At 68.6% G+C, this 16,023-nt stretch carries 15 protein-coding genes, 2 tRNA genes and 1 rRNA gene; 9 read left to right on the forward strand and 9 right to left on the reverse strand.

Translation table 11 applies throughout. From position 1 onward, the window contains the following. The 4 genes from rrf to NOW55_RS06760 all read left to right on the forward strand — a co-directional run. A 5S ribosomal RNA gene (rrf, locus tag NOW55_RS06745) occupies window positions 1-110 on the forward strand; the annotation flags it as partial. Window positions 111-344: 234 nt separating this feature from the next. Beyond that, window positions 345-420 (forward strand) — tRNA-Cys (locus tag NOW55_RS06750). 180 nt (window positions 421-600) lie between these two features. Next, window positions 601-2,004, forward strand: coding sequence for a lamin tail domain-containing protein (locus NOW55_RS06755; protein ID WP_256399343.1), 1,404 nt, complete (start codon window positions 601-603; stop codon window positions 2,002-2,004). After that, window positions 2,001-2,324, forward strand: coding sequence for a DUF3006 domain-containing protein (locus NOW55_RS06760; protein ID WP_256399344.1), 324 nt, complete (start codon window positions 2,001-2,003; stop codon window positions 2,322-2,324). The genes NOW55_RS06755 and NOW55_RS06760 overlap by 4 nt, the downstream gene beginning before the upstream one ends. Before the next feature lie 23 nt (window positions 2,325-2,347). Here NOW55_RS06760 and NOW55_RS06765 read toward each other — a convergent pair whose 3' ends face one another. Continuing rightward, window positions 2,348-3,388 carry a hypothetical protein gene (locus NOW55_RS06765; protein WP_256399345.1) on the reverse strand — a complete coding sequence of 347 codons (1,041 nt, stop codon included), beginning with the start codon at window positions 3,386-3,388 and terminating at the stop codon, window positions 2,348-2,350. A gap of 151 nt (window positions 3,389-3,539) precedes the next feature. Here NOW55_RS06765 and NOW55_RS06770 point away from each other — a divergent pair, with 151 nt between their 5' ends. Beyond that, entirely contained in the window at window positions 3,540-4,391 is an 852-nt protein-coding gene (locus NOW55_RS06770) for a DUF8231 family protein (protein WP_256399346.1), read from the forward strand. 126 nt (window positions 4,392-4,517) lie between these two features. On the opposite strand, the gene NOW55_RS06775 is transcribed toward NOW55_RS06770, so the two are convergent. Together NOW55_RS06775 and NOW55_RS06780 are read right to left on the reverse strand one after the other, a co-directional pair. Next, window positions 4,518-4,850 (reverse strand): hypothetical protein, encoded by a 333-nt coding sequence (locus NOW55_RS06775; RefSeq protein ID WP_256399347.1) that lies wholly within the window; start codon window positions 4,848-4,850, stop codon window positions 4,518-4,520. A gap of 138 nt (window positions 4,851-4,988) precedes the next feature. Then, window positions 4,989-5,062, reverse strand: a tRNA-Lys gene (locus tag NOW55_RS06780). 95 nt (window positions 5,063-5,157) lie between these two features. Here NOW55_RS06780 and NOW55_RS06785 point away from each other — a divergent pair. Further along, on the forward strand, window positions 5,158-6,426 hold the full coding sequence (locus NOW55_RS06785) for a M20/M25/M40 family metallo-hydrolase (RefSeq protein ID WP_256399348.1): 1,269 nt from the start codon (window positions 5,158-5,160) through the stop codon (window positions 6,424-6,426). A gap of 426 nt (window positions 6,427-6,852) precedes the next feature. On the opposite strand, the gene NOW55_RS06790 is transcribed toward NOW55_RS06785, so the two are convergent. Beyond that, on the reverse strand, window positions 6,853-7,509 hold the full coding sequence (locus NOW55_RS06790; RefSeq protein WP_256399349.1) for a DUF7119 family protein: 657 nt from the start codon (window positions 7,507-7,509) through the stop codon (window positions 6,853-6,855). Between the two features lie 49 nt (window positions 7,510-7,558). After that, a complete protein-coding gene (locus NOW55_RS06795) occupies window positions 7,559-7,705 on the reverse strand; it encodes a DUF8595 family protein (protein ID WP_256399350.1) in 147 nt (48 codons plus the stop codon). Between the two features lie 312 nt (window positions 7,706-8,017). Here NOW55_RS06795 and NOW55_RS06800 point away from each other — a divergent pair, with 312 nt between their 5' ends. After that, window positions 8,018-8,341, forward strand: coding sequence for a DUF8134 family protein (locus tag NOW55_RS06800; RefSeq protein WP_256399351.1), 324 nt, complete (start codon window positions 8,018-8,020; stop codon window positions 8,339-8,341). A gap of 66 nt (window positions 8,342-8,407) precedes the next feature. Next, entirely contained in the window at window positions 8,408-10,186 is a 1,779-nt protein-coding gene (locus NOW55_RS06805) for a nitrite/sulfite reductase (RefSeq protein ID WP_256399352.1), read from the forward strand. Window positions 10,187-10,286: 100 nt separating this feature from the next. On the opposite strand, the gene NOW55_RS06810 is transcribed toward NOW55_RS06805, so the two are convergent. Further along, window positions 10,287-11,273, reverse strand: a complete 987-nt coding sequence (locus tag NOW55_RS06810) for a sodium:calcium antiporter (RefSeq protein WP_256399353.1) — start codon at window positions 11,271-11,273, stop codon at window positions 10,287-10,289. A 123-nt stretch (window positions 11,274-11,396) separates the two neighbouring features. Here NOW55_RS06810 and NOW55_RS06815 point away from each other — a divergent pair, with 123 nt between their 5' ends. After that, window positions 11,397-11,684, forward strand: coding sequence for a DUF6360 family protein (locus tag NOW55_RS06815; RefSeq protein WP_256399354.1), 288 nt, complete (start codon window positions 11,397-11,399; stop codon window positions 11,682-11,684). Between the two features lie 25 nt (window positions 11,685-11,709). On the opposite strand, the gene NOW55_RS06820 is transcribed toward NOW55_RS06815, so the two are convergent. The 3 genes from NOW55_RS06820 to NOW55_RS06830 all read right to left on the reverse strand — a co-directional run bounded on the left by NOW55_RS06820 (window position 11,710) and on the right by NOW55_RS06830 (window position 15,878). Continuing rightward, window positions 11,710-12,300 carry a hypothetical protein gene (locus tag NOW55_RS06820; RefSeq protein ID WP_256399355.1) on the reverse strand — a complete coding sequence of 197 codons (591 nt, stop codon included), beginning with the start codon at window positions 12,298-12,300 and terminating at the stop codon, window positions 11,710-11,712. Between the two features lie 135 nt (window positions 12,301-12,435). After that, complete coding sequence (locus NOW55_RS06825; RefSeq protein ID WP_256399356.1) at window positions 12,436-13,983, reverse strand: SLC13 family permease; 1,548 nt, start codon at window positions 13,981-13,983, stop codon at window positions 12,436-12,438. A gap of 308 nt (window positions 13,984-14,291) precedes the next feature. Beyond that, the gene (locus NOW55_RS06830; protein WP_256399357.1) at window positions 14,292-15,878 is read right to left on the reverse strand and encodes an NAD(P)/FAD-dependent oxidoreductase; all 1,587 of its coding nucleotides are present in this window, start codon (window positions 15,876-15,878) and stop codon (window positions 14,292-14,294) included. Between the last annotated feature and the right edge of the window lie 145 nt (window positions 15,879-16,023).

The following is a 16,023-nucleotide window of genomic DNA, read 5'->3' on the forward strand; positions in this document are numbered from 1 at the left end:
AGCGGCGAGGTAACACCCGTACCCATCCCGAACACGGAAGTTAAGCTCGCCAGCGTGTCGGGGAGTACTGGAGTGCGCGAGCCTCTGGGAAACGCGATTCGCCGCCTCCCATTCATACTTCATTCATTATTTTCGACGAGCGACAGCCCCGCCGAACGGGGTGTGGGCTCGTCGGTCGATTCCGACTCCGTGGGCGACAGCTGGGCCGGTCGCCTGGAGTCGTTCACGGGAACAACAACTCGGGCGGTCGGGCGGCAGGTAACTCGATAGCGGCGGCGGTGTCGATCACTGTCGACAGCACACATCGCTACGTTTAAACTCGGGCGACCAGTAGTGGAAACTGCGCCAAGGTGGCAGAGTCCGGCCGAACGCAGCGGCCTGCAGAGCCGCCCATCGCCGGTTCAAATCCGGCCCTTGGCTTTCTGCGACGGACCAGGTGAGAAGCGAGCGGTGTGTTCGTGAGTCGGACGGTACCGCCCAGCGACCGCCACTGGCCCGCGGGCGCTCACTTCGTTCGCGCCGCGGGCCGGCCGTCGGCCGGCGTGTCGTGACAGCAAATTGGTAACCACGTTTATCGACATCTCGGTGCTATGTTCGAGGGTGCGAACCGTGAGCCGCGGGTCGGTGGCGGTGCTGGTGTTGCTCGTCGTCGGTAGCGGCTGCCTCGCAGCGCCGGACGCGACGGGGGCGCCCGTCACGTCGGACGAACCGACGACGGCTGCGGCGGGCAGCGTCAACGGCACGCTCGAGGTCCACTTCATCGCGGTCGGGCAGTCGTCGAGTGCGCTCGTCGTCACGCCCGCGGGGGAGACGGTACTGATCGACTCGGGTGACTGGCGGGACGACGGCGAGCAGGTCATCGACTATCTGGAGCGACAGGGTATCGAGCGCATCGACCATCTCGTCACCTCGCACGCGGACGCGGACCACATCGGCGGGCACGCGGCCGTCATCGAGCACTTCGAGACGGAGGGTGGGGGCGTCGGGGCGGTGTACGACCCCGGTATCACGTCGTCGTCGGCGACGTACGAGCGGTACCTCGACGTGGTCGAGGAGTACGACGTGGCGCTGTTCCGGACGCGCAGTGGGGCACAGCTGCCCATCGAGGGTGTCGACGTGGCGGTGCTCGGGCCACCGCAGGAGCCGCTGGCGAACGTCGACCGTAACGAGAACAGCCTGGTGTTGCGCATCGCGCACGGGAACACGAGCGTCCTGTTCACCGGCGACGCGGGTGTGGTCGAGGAACAGTATCTGGTGGCCAACTACGGCGACAGTCTCGGGTCGACCGTGCTGCTCGCGGGCCACCACGGCAGCCGGTCGAGTACGGGGTCGGACCTGCTGGATGCCGTGCAGCCGCGGGTCACGGTGATATCGAGTGCATACGACTCGCAGTACGGCCACCCACATCGGGAGGTGCTCGAACGGCTCGCGACGCGGTCGATTCCGACGTACTGGACGGGGGTCCACGGCGACGTGGTGCTCCGGAGCGATGGGCGGACCGTGACGCTGCTGACACAGCAGTCGGCGACGACGGTCGCGACGTCGTTGCGTGACGCGCCGGCGGTCGACCCCGCCACCAGCGACCCGGTCGCTGTGCGCGAGCGTTTCGTCGCCGACTCGGGGGCGGATGTCGTCCCCATCACGCCCGACGGCGGGACGACGACGCCGGTCGCGGGCCAGCTCTCGCTCGTCGAGGTACACGCGGACGCGGCCGGGAACGATAACGAGAACCTCAACGACGAGTACCTCACCTTCGAGAACACGGGCGATTCGACGCTCGACCTCGGTGGCTGGGTGCTGGCGGATGCCGCGGGCCACCGCTACACCTTCCCGTCGGTCACGCTCGCGCCGGGCGAGCAGGTGACGGTGTACACTGGCAGTGGGACCGACGGTGACGGCGAGCTGTACTGGGGTGCCGACGGTGCGATCTGGAACAACGGCGGCGACACCGTGCTCGTCACGACCGACGAGGGGACCGTCGTCGTCGAGGAGGAGTACACATGATGCGACAGTACACGGCAGTTCTGGACCGGTTCGAGGAGGATACCGCGGTGCTACTGGTGGAGGCGGACGGCGAGGTGGTCGACGAGCTGCTGGTCGACCGCTGGGAGCTGCCGAAGCCGGGGCGCGAACAGGGTGCGATCTTCGACTTGCGCGTCTTCGGCGACTCGTTGCGCGTGCTCTCCTACCGTCCCGCCGAGACCGAGGCGCGGTCGGACGCTGCCCAGAGTCGGTTCGACCGGCTGGCGCAGGACCTCCCGACCACGGACGATGCGTCGTCCGAGGAGGACGGTTCGGGCGCGGAGTCGACCGGGCCGGAGTAACGGTCTGCGACGGGTGAACCGGCCTACAGGATGCCGACCGGGTTCGTCGGCGGTGCGAGCGGGCTGGCCGGGAGGTCGTCGTCGAGATCGGGGTCGTTGTAGCCAGCGGGTGCCACGTCGTTCGGTGCGTCGGGATAGAACAGCGACGCGAGCGCCTGGATGTGGCCGCGTCCGACGGCGAGTTCGAACTGGCCGCCGCCGTACAGGCTGATGTCGTGGTCCTCGCAGTAGTCGAGCGTGTCGAGCAGCGATTCGGCGGTGCCGAAGCGGGAGGGCTTGATGTTGAGCCAGTCGGGCTCGAACGGCAGGGCGTCGACGCTCTCGATGCCGGTGATGGGGTAGTCCCAGCTCACGCGGTCCTCCTGGCCGTCGAACAGCGGGCGCGTCTCGTCGGTGAGCGCGGGGTCCTCGACGACCGCGTCGGGGAAGCCCTCGAGCACGTGTCGGTAGAGGTCGGGGTCCGCGGGCTGGTCGACCTCGGTGCCCTCGTACTGACCCTTCAGGTCGAGCAGCCGGACCGCCCCGGTGTCGGCGAGGTCGGCGATGAGTTCGTCGCTCCACTCGGAGACCGGGTCCAGCTTGAACTCTGCCGTGGGGTTGACGGCCTGGATGGCCGCGATACGGTCGAACGTCGGCGGCTCGCCCAGCCGCGTGCTGACGACGAACCGGACTGGGTCGTACGAGCGCCCGAGCGCGTCGCCGAGGTTCGTCCCGGCCTGCCGGAGCGCGAGGTCGAGTGCGGCGCTCTCGACACCCCAGCGGCGGTAGTGTCGGGCGGCCTGCTGTCCCGGGGGCTCGGGGAACAGCTCGACGTCGTCGAGCATCGTGGAGAACTCGTCGAACGTGTACTCGCCGTCGAAGTCGTAGTCGTGGGCGGCCTGGAGCGCGTCGTGGTCGTCGGCGTCGTAGGTCACGTCCTCGCCGCGGCCGACGTGGCCGTCGCCGTGGAGTTCGAAGACGGTCGTCACGCGGGTGAACCCGCTCGACGTGTCGCGCTCGTGGCGTCGGAGCCGGTAGTCGTCGACGACCAGCGGCAGGTCCGCGACTGCCTCGTAGAGCGTCATGCCACGAGGTATGCTGGGCAGTGCCAAAGGTCCGACGGCGCGCAGCGGTGCGGGCTCGCACCCGCCAGTTCGGGTCGCCCCCGTGCCAGCACCCCCGACGCCGCCCATGCAAAGAGAAATCGTTTTAGGCGGCGCGTCCGAGGCTCCGACTATGCAACGACGAGCAGCGGCGGCCTACGTCGTACTCCTCCTCGTTATCACCGCCGGGGCCTTCGCGTTCATCTCGACCGCGGAGGGACCGGCCGTCTCGCTGGAGGACCCGGACGAGACCCTCCAGAAGGGGTCCAATCTATCGGTGAACGACCGCGTGTACAACGTCTCCGACGTCTCCGCGAGTAGCGGCGACGGTGGCGGCCACGGCGGTGGCGGCACCACCTACGAGGCGGTGCTCACGTGGACCAACGAGTCCGCCCAGTGGTCGGAGAGCTGGAGCAACAACTCGACGGTCACCTACCAGGGCGACACGTACCGTGCGTTCATCGCGAACAGCTCGGAGCCGACCGAGATCACCCTGCGCTGGGAGCCCACGGACCGCTTCTCCCCGCAGTGGGTCGACGGCGTGCAGTACATCGACGCCGAGCCGGACACGCCCGACCGGCAGGCGATGCGCGTCGATACGTACATCGAGAACTCCAACAACTCGAGCATCCAGCCAGTCACCATCGACGCGACGAGTTCGCTGGAGTACAACGGCAACGAGACCACCATCACCACGGCACCGCAGCAGGCGACCTTCAGCTGGACCGCGCCCCGCACCAACGAGGTGACGTTCGGCCAGCACGAGAACGTCACGCTCAACGGCGTCGACTACGCCGTCCACTTCACGAACGAGAACACGGTCACGCTCCAGCAGGGCCAGGACGCACAGGCCGCGCTCTACGCACAGCTCGACGACCAGAGCCGCTTCCACGAGCGCATCAACGGCTTCTGGGGCGTCGTCATCATCGGCAGCCTCGCGCTGGTGCTGCTGGTGACCATCGCGTTCCTCCCGCGGAAGGAGTGACCCGACTCGCGGATTCTTCTACTGCGGTGTGCGTTCGTCGGTCGTGACCAGTGCCCGATAGCCGCTCGACACGACGAGCAGCGTGCTCCCGACCGCCGTCAGATACAGCCCGGTCGCCGGGGCGTACTACTGGCTGCCGAGCAGCGACTGGAACTCGACGGCCGCGGCGAGGCTGCCGGCACAGCCGGTGACGAGTGCGGCCGTCACGGTGAACTGGCTGTCCGGGCGGGCGAGCAGGCCCAGGGCCACGAGGACGCTCCAGACCAGCAGTGGGAAGCCGAGGTACTCGACGCCGCTGCTCATTCCGGGGAGGTAGACCAGCGGGATGGTCTCTTGGGTCGGCCGTAGCCACGGGAGCCAGACTCCGATTGCGATCAGGCCGACTCCTGCGAGCGAGACTGCCTGCTGTCGTCGCATCACGACCGGGTTCCGGGTGGTCACTTGTGGACTTTCTGCCATCTCGGCTGGTGACGGGTGTGTCGTTTTGGGCCGGGAGGGACTTGAACCACGGTCGTTCCACTCGCAGGCTCGTTCCACTCCCTGATTCAAGTCCCTCCGGCGTCGCTACTCACTGCTCACTGTCGTTCGCAGGAGTAGCGGGCCGGGAGGGACTTGAACCCCCGACCGTCTGGTTAAAAGCCAGACGCTCTGCCGAACTGAGCTACCGGCCCGTGCGCTCGACAGTTCGCAGTGGGACGGTTAAAGGGTTGTCGTTCGCCGGGGTAGCATCGAACGGTTTTAACGGTGGGTCGAACCACTCATAGCCATGCACGAGTTCGCCGACCGCTGGGGTGAGGACCTCCGAGAGTTCTTCGACGAACTGCTGCGATTCGACACGACGGACGGCGGGGAGGCACCCGCGATGGACTGGCTCCGCGAGCGCTTCGACGAGTTCGGCTTCGAGACGTACGAGTGGACCGCCGACGCGGCCGCGCTGGCCGAGCATCCGTCGTTCCCTGACGACCCCGCCGAGATCGAGGTCGCGGACCGCCCCTCGGTCGCGGGCGTGGTGGAGTTCGGCGACCCCGACGCGGGCCCGACGCTGGTGCTGAACGGCCACGTCGACGTGGTGCCGGCGACGCGGTCGGCGTGGTCGAGCGACCCCTTCGAGCCGGTCTGGGACGGCGACCGGATGACCGCTCGCGGGGCCGCGGACATGAAGGGCGGGCTGACCGCCTGCGTGTTCGCGGCGCGCCACCTCGCAACGCTGGCGGCGAGAGCGGACGGTCCGGACCTGGACGGCCGCGTCGTCGTCGAGGGCGTCGCCGGCGAGGAGGAGGGCGGCATCGGCGCTGCGGCGGCGGCGATGGACAACCCGTACCCGTTCGACCGCGACGCGGCCATCATCGGCGAGCCGACCGAACTCGGCGTCGTCACCGCCGTCGAGGGCAGCGTGATGAAACGCCTGCGCATCGAGGGCCGCTCCGCCCACGCGGCGACGCGCTGGCGCGGCGAGTCCGTCCTCCCGCACTTCGAGCGCGTCCGCCACGCCTTCGAGGAGCTGGAGGCCGAGCGCGAGGCGCGCATCGACCATCCGCTGTACGAGGACTACCCGATCAAGTGGCCGGTCTGTTTCGGCACCGTCCGCGCGGGCAACTGGGCCTCCGCGGTCCCGGACGAGCTCGTCGCCGAGGTCCGCATCGGCGTCGCCCCCGGCGAGACCGTCGCCGGCGTCGAGGCCGAGTTCCAGGACCGGCTGGACGCGGTGGTCGCCGAGAGCGAGTGGCTCTCCGAGCACCCGCCGACGTTCGAGCGCTTCTCCATCCAGTTCGAGCCCGCGTCGGTGGACCCGGAGGACCCCGTCGTCGGCGCGGTTCGAGCGGCCGCCGAGGAGGCCGGGCTGGACTCGGAGCCGTACGGGGGCACCTTCGGCGCGGACAGCCGCCACTACCAGCACGCCGGGATTCCCACGGTGCTGTTCGGCCCCGGGAGCATCGACCAGGCGCACTTCCCAGACGAGTCCATCGACGTCCGTGAGGTGGAGACGGCTGCTGGCGTGATTGCCGATGCTGCCGCGCGATTCTGCGGCCGCTAGTTCGGCTATTACTCGTCGTTCTCGTGTTCTCAGTCGTGGGATTTGCTGGAGACGACAACAGCCAGAAATCCCCGAGGTTCTCGGCTCCCGCGGCTCGCTGTCGTTCGAAAGACGCCTCCGGCGTCTTTCGTGATGACGAGAGAGCTTCGCTCTCTCGAACCACGGTCCTCGTGCCTGCGGTCCTTGCTTCGCCGGGGTTCGCCGAGAACCTCGCCCCTTTCAGTCCCACCCGACAGCACCGCAACCGCCCTCGGGCCTCCCCAGCCTCCTGCGATGCTCAGTCGCTAGCGCTCCCTGCGCGTCTCGTCCCTCGCGCGTGCCTGGCTCGCGGCCTCGCAGGGCTCGGCACGCTCGACAGCGCGCGCCACTTGGTTCGGTCGGGAGTATCGACGCGGCTATCGTGGAAAAACCGCAACCGACCCGGCTTTAGAGGTACTCGTCGAGCGCCTCGGCCACCACGTCGTCGGGCGTCCGGTTCTCCACGGAGGCGCGTCGGCGGAGCTCCCGGTAGGTCGCGGGCGGGAGCCGGAGGTCGAGCGCGCCGAGGGTGACGCCGTGTTCGGCGAGCGCGTCGGCGACGGAGGTGCCGTCGTTGACCGCGCTGGCGACGGAGCGCACCTCGCGGACGGTGAGGCCACCGTCGAGGACCGCCCAGGCGAGGTAGAGCCGGGCCTCGCCGGCGACGCGGGCGACGTGCTTGGCTGCCGTGGGGGCGATGTGGCCCTGGGCGACGTGGCGGCGGATGGACTCGGGGAGGTCGTGGACGCGGGCCCACTTGCGGATGAAGGAGACGGTGACAGGTTCGCCGACGCGCTCGGCGGCGGCGGTGTAGGAGCCCTCGCCGCGGACGAGCGCGGCGCAGGCGGCGGCCCCGCGCAGCATGTAGACGTTGTCCTCGCTCCCGACGGTGTTGCGGGCGAAGGCGTCGACGGTCTCGGCGGCTGCGGCGAGCGAGTCGGGGTCGGTCGGATCGAACTGGACCGCATCGCGGGCTCGCTCGCCGGTGACGGCCGGGTCGCCCCGGATGACGGGCTCGCCGATGGGGGATTCCCGCTCGGTCCGGGTTGGCCGTTCGTCGCTCATTGGGCGTCGTTGGGGGTCACCGGGCAAAAACTCCCTGCTGGTGTGTGGGTCACTCCTCGTCGCGCTCCTCGGAGAGGTGCTCCCAGATCTCGGTACAGCCCGCCCCGGGTTCGACGTCGCGGAGGTGGGCGTCGTGGCGGTCGTCGTTGCGTTCGTCGTCGGCTTCGTCGTCGGTTTCGACGGACCGGCCGGTCATCGTGGTGCCTCCGGTTCGTACAGCTCCGGTGCCACGTCGGCGGAGGCGTGCTGGCGCTCGGAGTCAGGTCGGTCGGGGGTCGACTCGTCGGTCATCGTCGTGTCGTAACAGCGGCCCCTCCTTAACCGACGCTGCCCGGACAATCGTCACCGGGGCTCGGGGGTACCGGAGCTTCCGGCCGGTATCTCCGACGCGGAGCCGCGGTTGGAACCGACGGACGGGAGCCGATTCGCGGTACCGCCGCCTGTCGTCGAACGCACGAAGCGTTGCACCGGGCGACGGGCCCACCCTGCTGGGGGCCCAACGGCCAGTATGGCAACGGAACTGCGCGTGCTGGACGACGGCGCGTGGATCAGCGTCGACAACCAGCGGCGGGTGCCCAACAGCGACATCTGGCCCCTCGCAGTCACCGACTTCTGTCCCTGCGAGACGGCCCACGTCGTGCTGGAGGCGTTCACCGACGTGGGCGTCGACCGGGACGGCGTCGCGGTGCAGGCGGTCGGGCAGTGCATCGACTGCGGCACCGAGGGCGCGCTGGACTGGCTCGCCGTCGGCCGGGTGCGAGACGGCGCGTTCTACCCGTACGACCCGGGCGCGCTGCGGGCGCGGCTCGAACCCGGAAACAATCTCCGGTGACGGCGAGCACCGGGGGAACCTGACGCGGTGCGCGGCGGTATAGGAGTGGCTGTCGTAGGCCGTTCCATGCCGACCGACGTGGAACAGTGGAAGTCCGAGGTCTACGGCACGGACATCCGCGAGCACATCGAGCGATTCGCCGAGACGGGCTGGGAGTCGATTCCGGAGGACGAGCGCGACGCCTGGTTCGAGCGCTTCAAGTGGTACGGCCTGTACCACCAGCGCGCCGGCCAGGAGTCCTACTTCATGATGCGCATCGGACCGCCGAACGGCGTGCTCGAACCGGGCCAGTTCCGGACCGTCGCCGAGATCGCCAGGGAGTACTCGACCGGCCCCGCCGAGAACCCCGAGTTCGGCAACGGCTGGCTCGACGTGACGACGAGACAGGCCATCCAGCTCCACTGGATCAACATCGAGGACGTCCCCGCGATCTTCGACGAACTGGAGGCGAGCGGGCTCACGACCATGCAGGCCTGTGGCGACTCCTGGCGCAACATCGTCGGCTGCCCGGTCGCCGGGAAGGACGAGCACGAGCACGTCGACGCGCTGCCCACCATCCACGAGCTGAACGACCGGTTCAAGGGCAACGCCGAGCACTCGAACCTCCCCCGGAAGTGGAAGGTCAGCGTGACGGGCTGCCGCGAGGGCTGCGGCCAGGGCGACATCAACGACCTCGCCCTCGAACCCGCGACGAAGACCATCGACGGCGAGGAGCGCGAGGGGTTCAACGTCCGCGTCGGGGGCGGCCTCGCCCGGAACGAGCCGCGATTCGCCCGCGACATCGACGTGTTCGTCACGCCGGAGCAGGCCGCCGACGTCGCCGGCGGCATCTCCGCGCTGTTCCGCGAGCACGGCGACCGCGAGAACCGCTACAACGCCCGCATCAAGTTCCTCGTCGACGAGTGGGGCCCCGAGAAGCTCCGCCGGGTCCTCCAGGAGGAGTTCGTCGACTTCGAGCTCCACACCGCCGGCGAGGACCTGCGCTCTCAGTACAGCTACAACGCCGGCGAGGCCGCCGGCAAGCACGACCACGTCGGCGTCCACGACCAGCCCGACGGGAACAACTACGTCGGCCTGAACGTCCTCGTCGGCCGCATCGGCGCGGACGACGCGCTCGCGCTCGCCGACGCCGCCGACGAGCACGGCTCCGGCGAGGTCCGGCTCACCCAGCGCCAGAACGTCGTCCTCACCGACGTCCCCGACGAGGACGTCGACGACCTGCTCGGAGAGCCCGCGCTGGAGCACTACTCGCCGGACCCGCACCCGTTCATGCGTGGCTCCATCGCCTGCACCGGCACGGAGTTCTGCTCGCTCTCCATCGTCGAGACGAAGAACCGGCAGGTGCGCTACGCGCGCTGGCTGAAGGAGCACGTCGAGCTCCCCGACGGCGTCGAGGACTTCCACATCCACCTCTCGGGCTGCACGGCGTCCTGCGCCCAGCCCCAGATTGCGGACATCTCCCTCCGTGGCATGAAGACCCGGAAGGACGGCGAGCCCGTCGAGGCGCTCGACATCGGGCTCGGCGGCGGTCTCGGCGAGGAGCCCCAGTTCGCCTCGTGGGTCACCGAGCGCGTGCCCGCCGACGAGGTGCCCGGTGCCATCCGGAACCTGCTCGCGAACTTCGAGGCCCAGCGCGAGGACGAGCGCCAGAGCTTCCGCGAGTTCGTCGCCGCGCGCGAGGACGACGAGCTGGCCGAACTCGTCGAGCCCGAGGAGACGAGCTACGACGACCCGTTCATGCACAACACGAAGCGGACGTGGTACCCCTACGCCGACGAGGACTCGCTCGACGACTCGCCCGCACCGGCGTCGCCCGACGGCACGCCGCTGTCGGCCGACGACTGAGGCGGCACGCTGTCGGTTTCGGATTCACGGACCCGACTCTGAACGCGATACCAGTCATCGGGTTCGTACAAACCACATCGCCGTCACTACTACTCCACCCTCACTGCCCCGGGAACAGCAGCAGCCGCCCGCCGAGGAACGCGAAGTACGCGACGATGAGGGCGAACCCCTCCCGGCGGTCGAAGTCGCCGCCGGTCCCGTACCGGAGCCAGACGAGCAGGCCGACACCGGCGACGAGTTTCACCGGCAGGTCCCAGTAGACGACCACGGGCGGGACCGCGTAGCCAGAGATGGCCCCGCCGAGCCCGAGCGCGAGCAGCGGGTTGACGATGTTGCTCCCGACGAGCGTGCCGACGGCGAGGTCGGGCGAGCGACGGCGCAGCCCCTCGAAGACGGTCGAGAGCTCGGGGAGCGCAGCGGCCAGTCCGATGGTGACGACGCCGACGATGGAGCCGCCGAGTCGCAGGGCCTCGACGACGACCTCGACGGCGGCGATGACGACGTACGCGCTCGCGACCACACCGACGAGTCCACCAACCACGAGCGCGCTGTCGCGGGCGATCCGGCGGCTCTCGCGCTCTACGGGGACGCCCACGCGCTCCCGATTGTTGACGGCCCAGTAGGTGTAGCCGAGGTAGACGAGGACGAGCAGTCCGCCGTCGAGCCGGGAGAGCGTCCCGTCCCACGCGACCGCGAGCACGAGCACGAAGGCGGCGAGCATCGGAACGTACGTCGTCTTCAGGAAGCGCGGTCGAGGGCGGTAGCGGCCGTAGCCGACGAGGAACATCCCGAACAGGAGCAGCTGCTGCGTGGTCGACGAGCCCATGTTGCCGCCGAGCACCGTCGCCGAGGCGACCTCGTAGTCGAGCGTGCCGCCGAGGATGCCCAGCGAGGCGATGACGTGTGCGGCGGTCTCGGGCAGACTCGTCCCGACGGCGACGACGGTCAGCCCGACGACCACGTCCGGCACGTCGTAGTGGATGGCGATGCGCGTCACCGCGCTGACGACCGTCTGTGCGCTCCTGACCAGGACGGCCAGCGCGACGGCGCTCGCGAGGACCGCGAGTGGGACGCTCTGCTCGACCATGGCCGGGCAATCGAAGGCAGGGGTCAAGTGTGTTGTCGATGCCGCGACGGTCGCGGCGTCCCGGACAGCGGCCGTCGTTGTCGGGAGCACGCCCGCTAAGTGCCTCGCCGCACTCCATCGGGTATGGCCGACCGACTGCTGAAGGTGAACGCCTACACCACCCTCGACCTCGTCGACGCGACGGTGCGCGGCCACGACTTCGCCGAGGAGGTGTTCGCGGTGTGCAACGCGACCGCGGCGAGAGAGTCGCCCGACCACGTCAAGCTGCAGTTCGAGCTCGACAACATGACCGAGGACGTCCTGCCGGCGCACACGGAGGAGCTGCAGCTCACCCCCGAGCAGGCCCGCACGCTCGCTTCGGCGCTGGTGGAGCAGGCGGACCGGGTCGAGGCGACCGGCGACGGGTCGTAGTTGGGACGAACGACGGCGACTCGCGTCAGTCGAAGCAGGCGACAGTGATGCCCTCTTCCATCGGGTCCGGCTCCGTCCCGGCGTCCCGCCGGCCCCTCGCGTGGGCGCGGACCGCGACCGACGCGTCGACGTAGTAGACGGCGACGTTCGTCGGTGAGTCCGCGATCACGCCGTCGCGGAGGGTGTAGTGGTACCGGTACTCGACGCCGGCGACCCCGGCGTCGTCCGGGGCGTTCTCGGTCCACGTCTCGTCGGTAGTGAAGCCGAACTCGACGAGGTCCCCGCCGTGTTCCCGGACCAGACCGTTCCGCCGGAACGCACGCTCGAACGACTCGGCGAAACCGGTCAGGTCGCTCTCGTCGGTGCGGTCCGGCGGCGGTCCGGGGTACGACGCGGGCGCGACGGCGTCGGGCTCGTTCGACTCGCCGGTGGTCGGTCGCGTCACCTCGAAGCAGTCGGGCTCGGCTGTGCGCTGCGTCGTTGGAGCGGTCGTTCGGGTGGTGGTCGCCGGCGTCTGGCCGGCACCGTCGTCGGCGTCGCCGCCGAGGAGGCAGCCACCGAGCGCGCCCGTCAGTCCGAGCGCGCCCGCCTGGAGGAGGGCTCTGCGGGCTGGCATCGTCCGCCGGTTTCGGGTCCGGGGGTAAGTGCTTTGTCCGGGGGAGCTACGGACGGGCAGCCGTCGCCGCAAGCTGCACCCGTCGTTGCCCACACGGATTATGGGATACAGTCCAACCTCCGGGTGATGGACACCTCACCCGAGCACGACCGGCCAAAGCACGCGGATCAGGAGGTACGCCAGCCCCGTCGTGATGAGGATGACGACGACGTCGAGGAGGATACCGGCCCGGAGCATGTGCTCGCGATCGACGTAGCCCGCCCCGAAGACGATGGCGTTCGGCGGTGTCGCGACCGGCAACGCGAAGCCGTAGCTCGCGGCGATGGCACCCGTGACGGCCAGGAACACCGACGTGAGCTCGCTCGATGCCCCGACGGCACCGGCGTACGCCGGGCCGACGTTGATGAGCAGGGGGGCGAGGATGGCCGCCATCGCGGTGTTCGACGCCAGCTCGCCGACCAGAACCGTCATCGTGACGATGACGAGCAGCAGCACCACGAGCGGCGTCCCCGTCAGCGCGTTCAGTGTGACGTCCGCGAGCCAGACCGTCGCGTTCGTGTCGGCGAGTCCGTTCGCCAGCGAGATGCCGCCGCCGAGGAGGATGAGCGTCCCCCAGTCGATGTCCGTCAGGTCGTCCCAGGCGACCGACTCGGTGACGACCAGCGTCGGAATCGCCAGCAGTGCGACCAGCACGTAGTACAGCACGCCCGCGTGTCCGGTGGTCCCGAACACGGTCTCGCCCGCCCCGCCGAAGAGCGTCACGTACCACTGCTCCGGGAGCACGCCGTCGAACGCGGCCTCGAAGCCCCCGAGCAGCCACAGCAGGGCGGTCGACCCGAAGATCGCGACGGTGCGGCGTGCCGCGGGCGACAGCGGCCCCATCGACCGAAGCTGTTCCCGGGCCTGTTCTCGCGCCCGGGTCACGTCGTACCGCCGCGGCGGGTAGACGACGTACGTGAGGAGTACCCACGCGACCGGGAGCGTGACGACGACCATCGGCAGGCCGATCGCGAGCCACTCGACGAAGGTGATCTCGAAGTCGAGCAGCTCGTTCAGCTGCCCGACGACGATGGCGTTCGGCGGCGTCCCGATCAGCGTCCCGACGCCACCGAGGCTGGCGGCGTAGGCCACCCCGAGCAGCATCCCGACCTGGAGGTTCGTGGCGTCGTCGTCGTCCGTGGACTCCACCGCCGCCAGGTCGGTCACGCTCTCGACGATGCCGAGCACGATCGGGACCATCATCGCGACCGTCGCCGTGTTCGAGATGACCATCGAGAGCAGGGCCGTCGCGACCATGACGCCGAGCACGAGCCCCCGCGCCGACGTGCCGAAGCGGACGAGTATCGCGAGGGCGATCCGCCGGTCGACGTCGTGTCGCTGGAGCGCCTCGGCGAACATGAACCCGGCGAGCAGCAGGAAGATGACCGGGTCGGCGAAGCCCGCCACCGCGTCGCCGAAGTCGGAGTAGACACCGAACAGCGTCAGGAGGATCGGGACCGTCAGGGCCGTCAACGGCAGCGGGATCGCACCGGTCACCCAGAGCACCGCCGCGAACACCATCGTCGCGACCGCGTACTGGCCGGCGACCGTGAGCGTGCTGTCCGTGGGTACCGTCGCTACGATCGCCGTGAGGAGGACGGCGAGCACGAGCGCCACCCGGCGCGAGCCCAGTATCGACGTCATCGAACCTACCCGTGTGTTCCTCACCGAGGTGTTGGTCTTAGTTGTACGGTACGCCGGGTCGCCTGCGGACACAGCTGGTGCCCGTGTGGTGACCTTGAGCGGCGCGTGATCACTACAGCGAAACCCAGCGTGGTCATACCAGCAATCGACGGGATTCAACTCGTATGACGCACTCAACGAGAAGCGAATGCGCCTGATCGTTCGTCGGCTGGGTCAGCAATCGTTCATCCACCGAGTAGGTGGGACGTTCCGGTGACGACGCTGACACCCCGAAGAAGAGGCCAAGCTGTCCCGAACGGGTCTCTCCGTCAGGCCATCTCGGGGACGGTGAAGTCGAAGAGGTTCGCTCGGAGGCGATTCGGAGACTCGGTTTTCCCCCACTCGATGAGTGCCCCGACCAGTTCGGGATTCGAGAAGTCGACGTGTCGCGCCCGCTCGTCGCCCCAGTCGTAGACGTGCTTCGGGAGCCAGTCCGCCTGGCGCATCTCCACGAACATCCGGTCGGCGGCTTCGGACGCACTCGTCTCTCCATCCCTGTAGGCATCGAGCACGTCAGCCATCGTCCGGTGTATCTCCTCTTTCTCTGTGACGAACGGTGCGCCGTCACCTGGCGGTGACTCCTGAAGGAGCGAGTCGAACGCGGTCGTCTCCCCCGATTCGAGGTAGTTGAAGCAGTGACGCTGGATGTAGAGGTCGTGGAACAGGACCTGTCCCAGCCACATCTGCGTCCACGCGTTCCAGAGCCGGAACTCGCCCATCGACTTGTACGCGTTGCTGATGAGGCGGTCGTTGTTCGCGAGTTGTCGATGGTGCATCTCGTCGATAGGCGCGAAGCGGTCGGCCGAGAAGTCGCCGTCCTCGAACGCATCCAACAGGAGGTTGGTCGAGACGAAGACGGACTCGAAGGTGTTGACCAGGCCGATCGCGTAGAGTGGGTCGACGAACCCGTAGGTGTTGTTGGTCAGGTAGTGGCGGTGACCCGACGACCGGCTGGCGCTGCGCTGGAGCCGACCGGTCCGGACCCACGGCATCACCGGCTCTGCCGAGTCGAGATGACGCTGGATGTCCGGGAACTCGGCGAGGAGTCGCCGGGCCTCCGTTTCGGCGTCGACAGACTCGTCGACGGGGTGCTCGTCCCGGTCCAGTACCAGACCGACGCTGGCCTTCGTCGCCTCGGACCGCTCGAAGTTGTCGAAGGGGATGATCCACATCCACCCGCCGTCGAAGACGTGGTGGAGCGTCCCGTCGTGGAGACGGTTGGATTGCCCGGGGCGGGCGTCTGCCGCAAGCAGCTCGTCGAACGGAGTCAGGCCTTCGACGTGCGTGAATATCGCGCGGGAATCTGTCTCCAGCTCCGGAGCGTCCTCTCGATATCCCATCTCGTCTGCGAGAACTGAATTCCCCCCGGTCCCGTCGACGTGGAACGTCGCGTCGATGACGCCACGGTCGGTCGTCACCGTCACCTCGTCCTGCCCGATGTCCACGTCGGTAATCTCGGTCTCGTCGAGGTACTCCACGCCGTAGTTCCGGGCAGATTCGACGAGGTAGTGATCGACGTCCTCGCGTAGCAGGTGACTCTCGCTGTAGAACGGCAGGTTCGGGGGAATCAGCTGGTGGACGTGGTCCCCCGTCACGGGGCGGTCCGGTTCGTGATAGGCGAACCCGATCGAGTGTTTGACCCCGCAGGAGGGAGTGATGTTGTCCACGATCTCGTTCGCGTCACTGAGGTACTGTATCTCCGGAATATCGTGGTACTCCCCGACGATCCACATCCACATCGAACTCTGGGGGAGCATCGCTTCACCGATGGCGAACCGTGGGTGTGACCCGGCCTCGATCATCGCGACGTCCAGGCCGTGCTTCGCCAGAATCATCGCGGTGGTCGACGCAGACATCCCGGATCCACCGACGACGACGTCGTAGGGGCCTGATGGCGTCGGACCGCCGTCTGTTCGATACTGGTGTCGTTCGTGCTGTCGAGTACGGCCGGTGGCTGTGTTCGGTCCTGCCCATTGCATGAACAGTTCGACGGACAGGTCA

Origin of the sequence: Haloarchaeobius litoreus (assembly GCF_024495425.1) — an archaeon.
GTDB lineage: Archaea > Halobacteriota > Halobacteria > Halobacteriales > Natrialbaceae > Haloarchaeobius > Haloarchaeobius litoreus.

What these genes read in the sequence shown, in the direction of transcription:
- NOW55_RS06760 (WP_256399344.1), top strand. Translation starts at nt 2,001, where the DNA reads ATGATGCGACAGTACACGGCAGTTCTGGACCGGTTCGAGGAGGATACC.
- NOW55_RS06765 (WP_256399345.1), bottom strand. Translation starts at nt 3,388, where the DNA reads ATGACGCTCTACGAGGCAGTCGCGGACCTGCCGCTGGTCGTCGACGAC.
- NOW55_RS06770 (WP_256399346.1), top strand. Translation starts at nt 3,540, where the DNA reads ATGCAACGACGAGCAGCGGCGGCCTACGTCGTACTCCTCCTCGTTATC.
- NOW55_RS06775 (WP_256399347.1), bottom strand. Translation starts at nt 4,850, where the DNA reads ATGGCAGAAAGTCCACAAGTGACCACCCGGAACCCGGTCGTGATGCGA.
- NOW55_RS06785 (WP_256399348.1), top strand. Translation starts at nt 5,158, where the DNA reads ATGCACGAGTTCGCCGACCGCTGGGGTGAGGACCTCCGAGAGTTCTTC.
- NOW55_RS06790 (WP_256399349.1), bottom strand. Translation starts at nt 7,509, where the DNA reads ATGAGCGACGAACGGCCAACCCGGACCGAGCGGGAATCCCCCATCGGC.
- NOW55_RS06795 (WP_256399350.1), bottom strand. Translation starts at nt 7,705, where the DNA reads ATGACCGGCCGGTCCGTCGAAACCGACGACGAAGCCGACGACGAACGC.
- NOW55_RS06800 (WP_256399351.1), top strand. Translation starts at nt 8,018, where the DNA reads ATGGCAACGGAACTGCGCGTGCTGGACGACGGCGCGTGGATCAGCGTC.
- NOW55_RS06805 (WP_256399352.1), top strand. Translation starts at nt 8,408, where the DNA reads ATGCCGACCGACGTGGAACAGTGGAAGTCCGAGGTCTACGGCACGGAC.
- NOW55_RS06810 (WP_256399353.1), bottom strand. Translation starts at nt 11,273, where the DNA reads ATGGTCGAGCAGAGCGTCCCACTCGCGGTCCTCGCGAGCGCCGTCGCG.
- NOW55_RS06815 (WP_256399354.1), top strand. Translation starts at nt 11,397, where the DNA reads ATGGCCGACCGACTGCTGAAGGTGAACGCCTACACCACCCTCGACCTC.
- NOW55_RS06820 (WP_256399355.1), bottom strand. Translation starts at nt 12,300, where the DNA reads ATGCCAGCCCGCAGAGCCCTCCTCCAGGCGGGCGCGCTCGGACTGACG.
- NOW55_RS06825 (WP_256399356.1), bottom strand. Translation starts at nt 13,983, where the DNA reads ATGACGTCGATACTGGGCTCGCGCCGGGTGGCGCTCGTGCTCGCCGTC.
- NOW55_RS06830 (WP_256399357.1), bottom strand. Translation starts at nt 15,878, where the DNA reads ATGTCTGCGTCGACCACCGCGATGATTCTGGCGAAGCACGGCCTGGAC.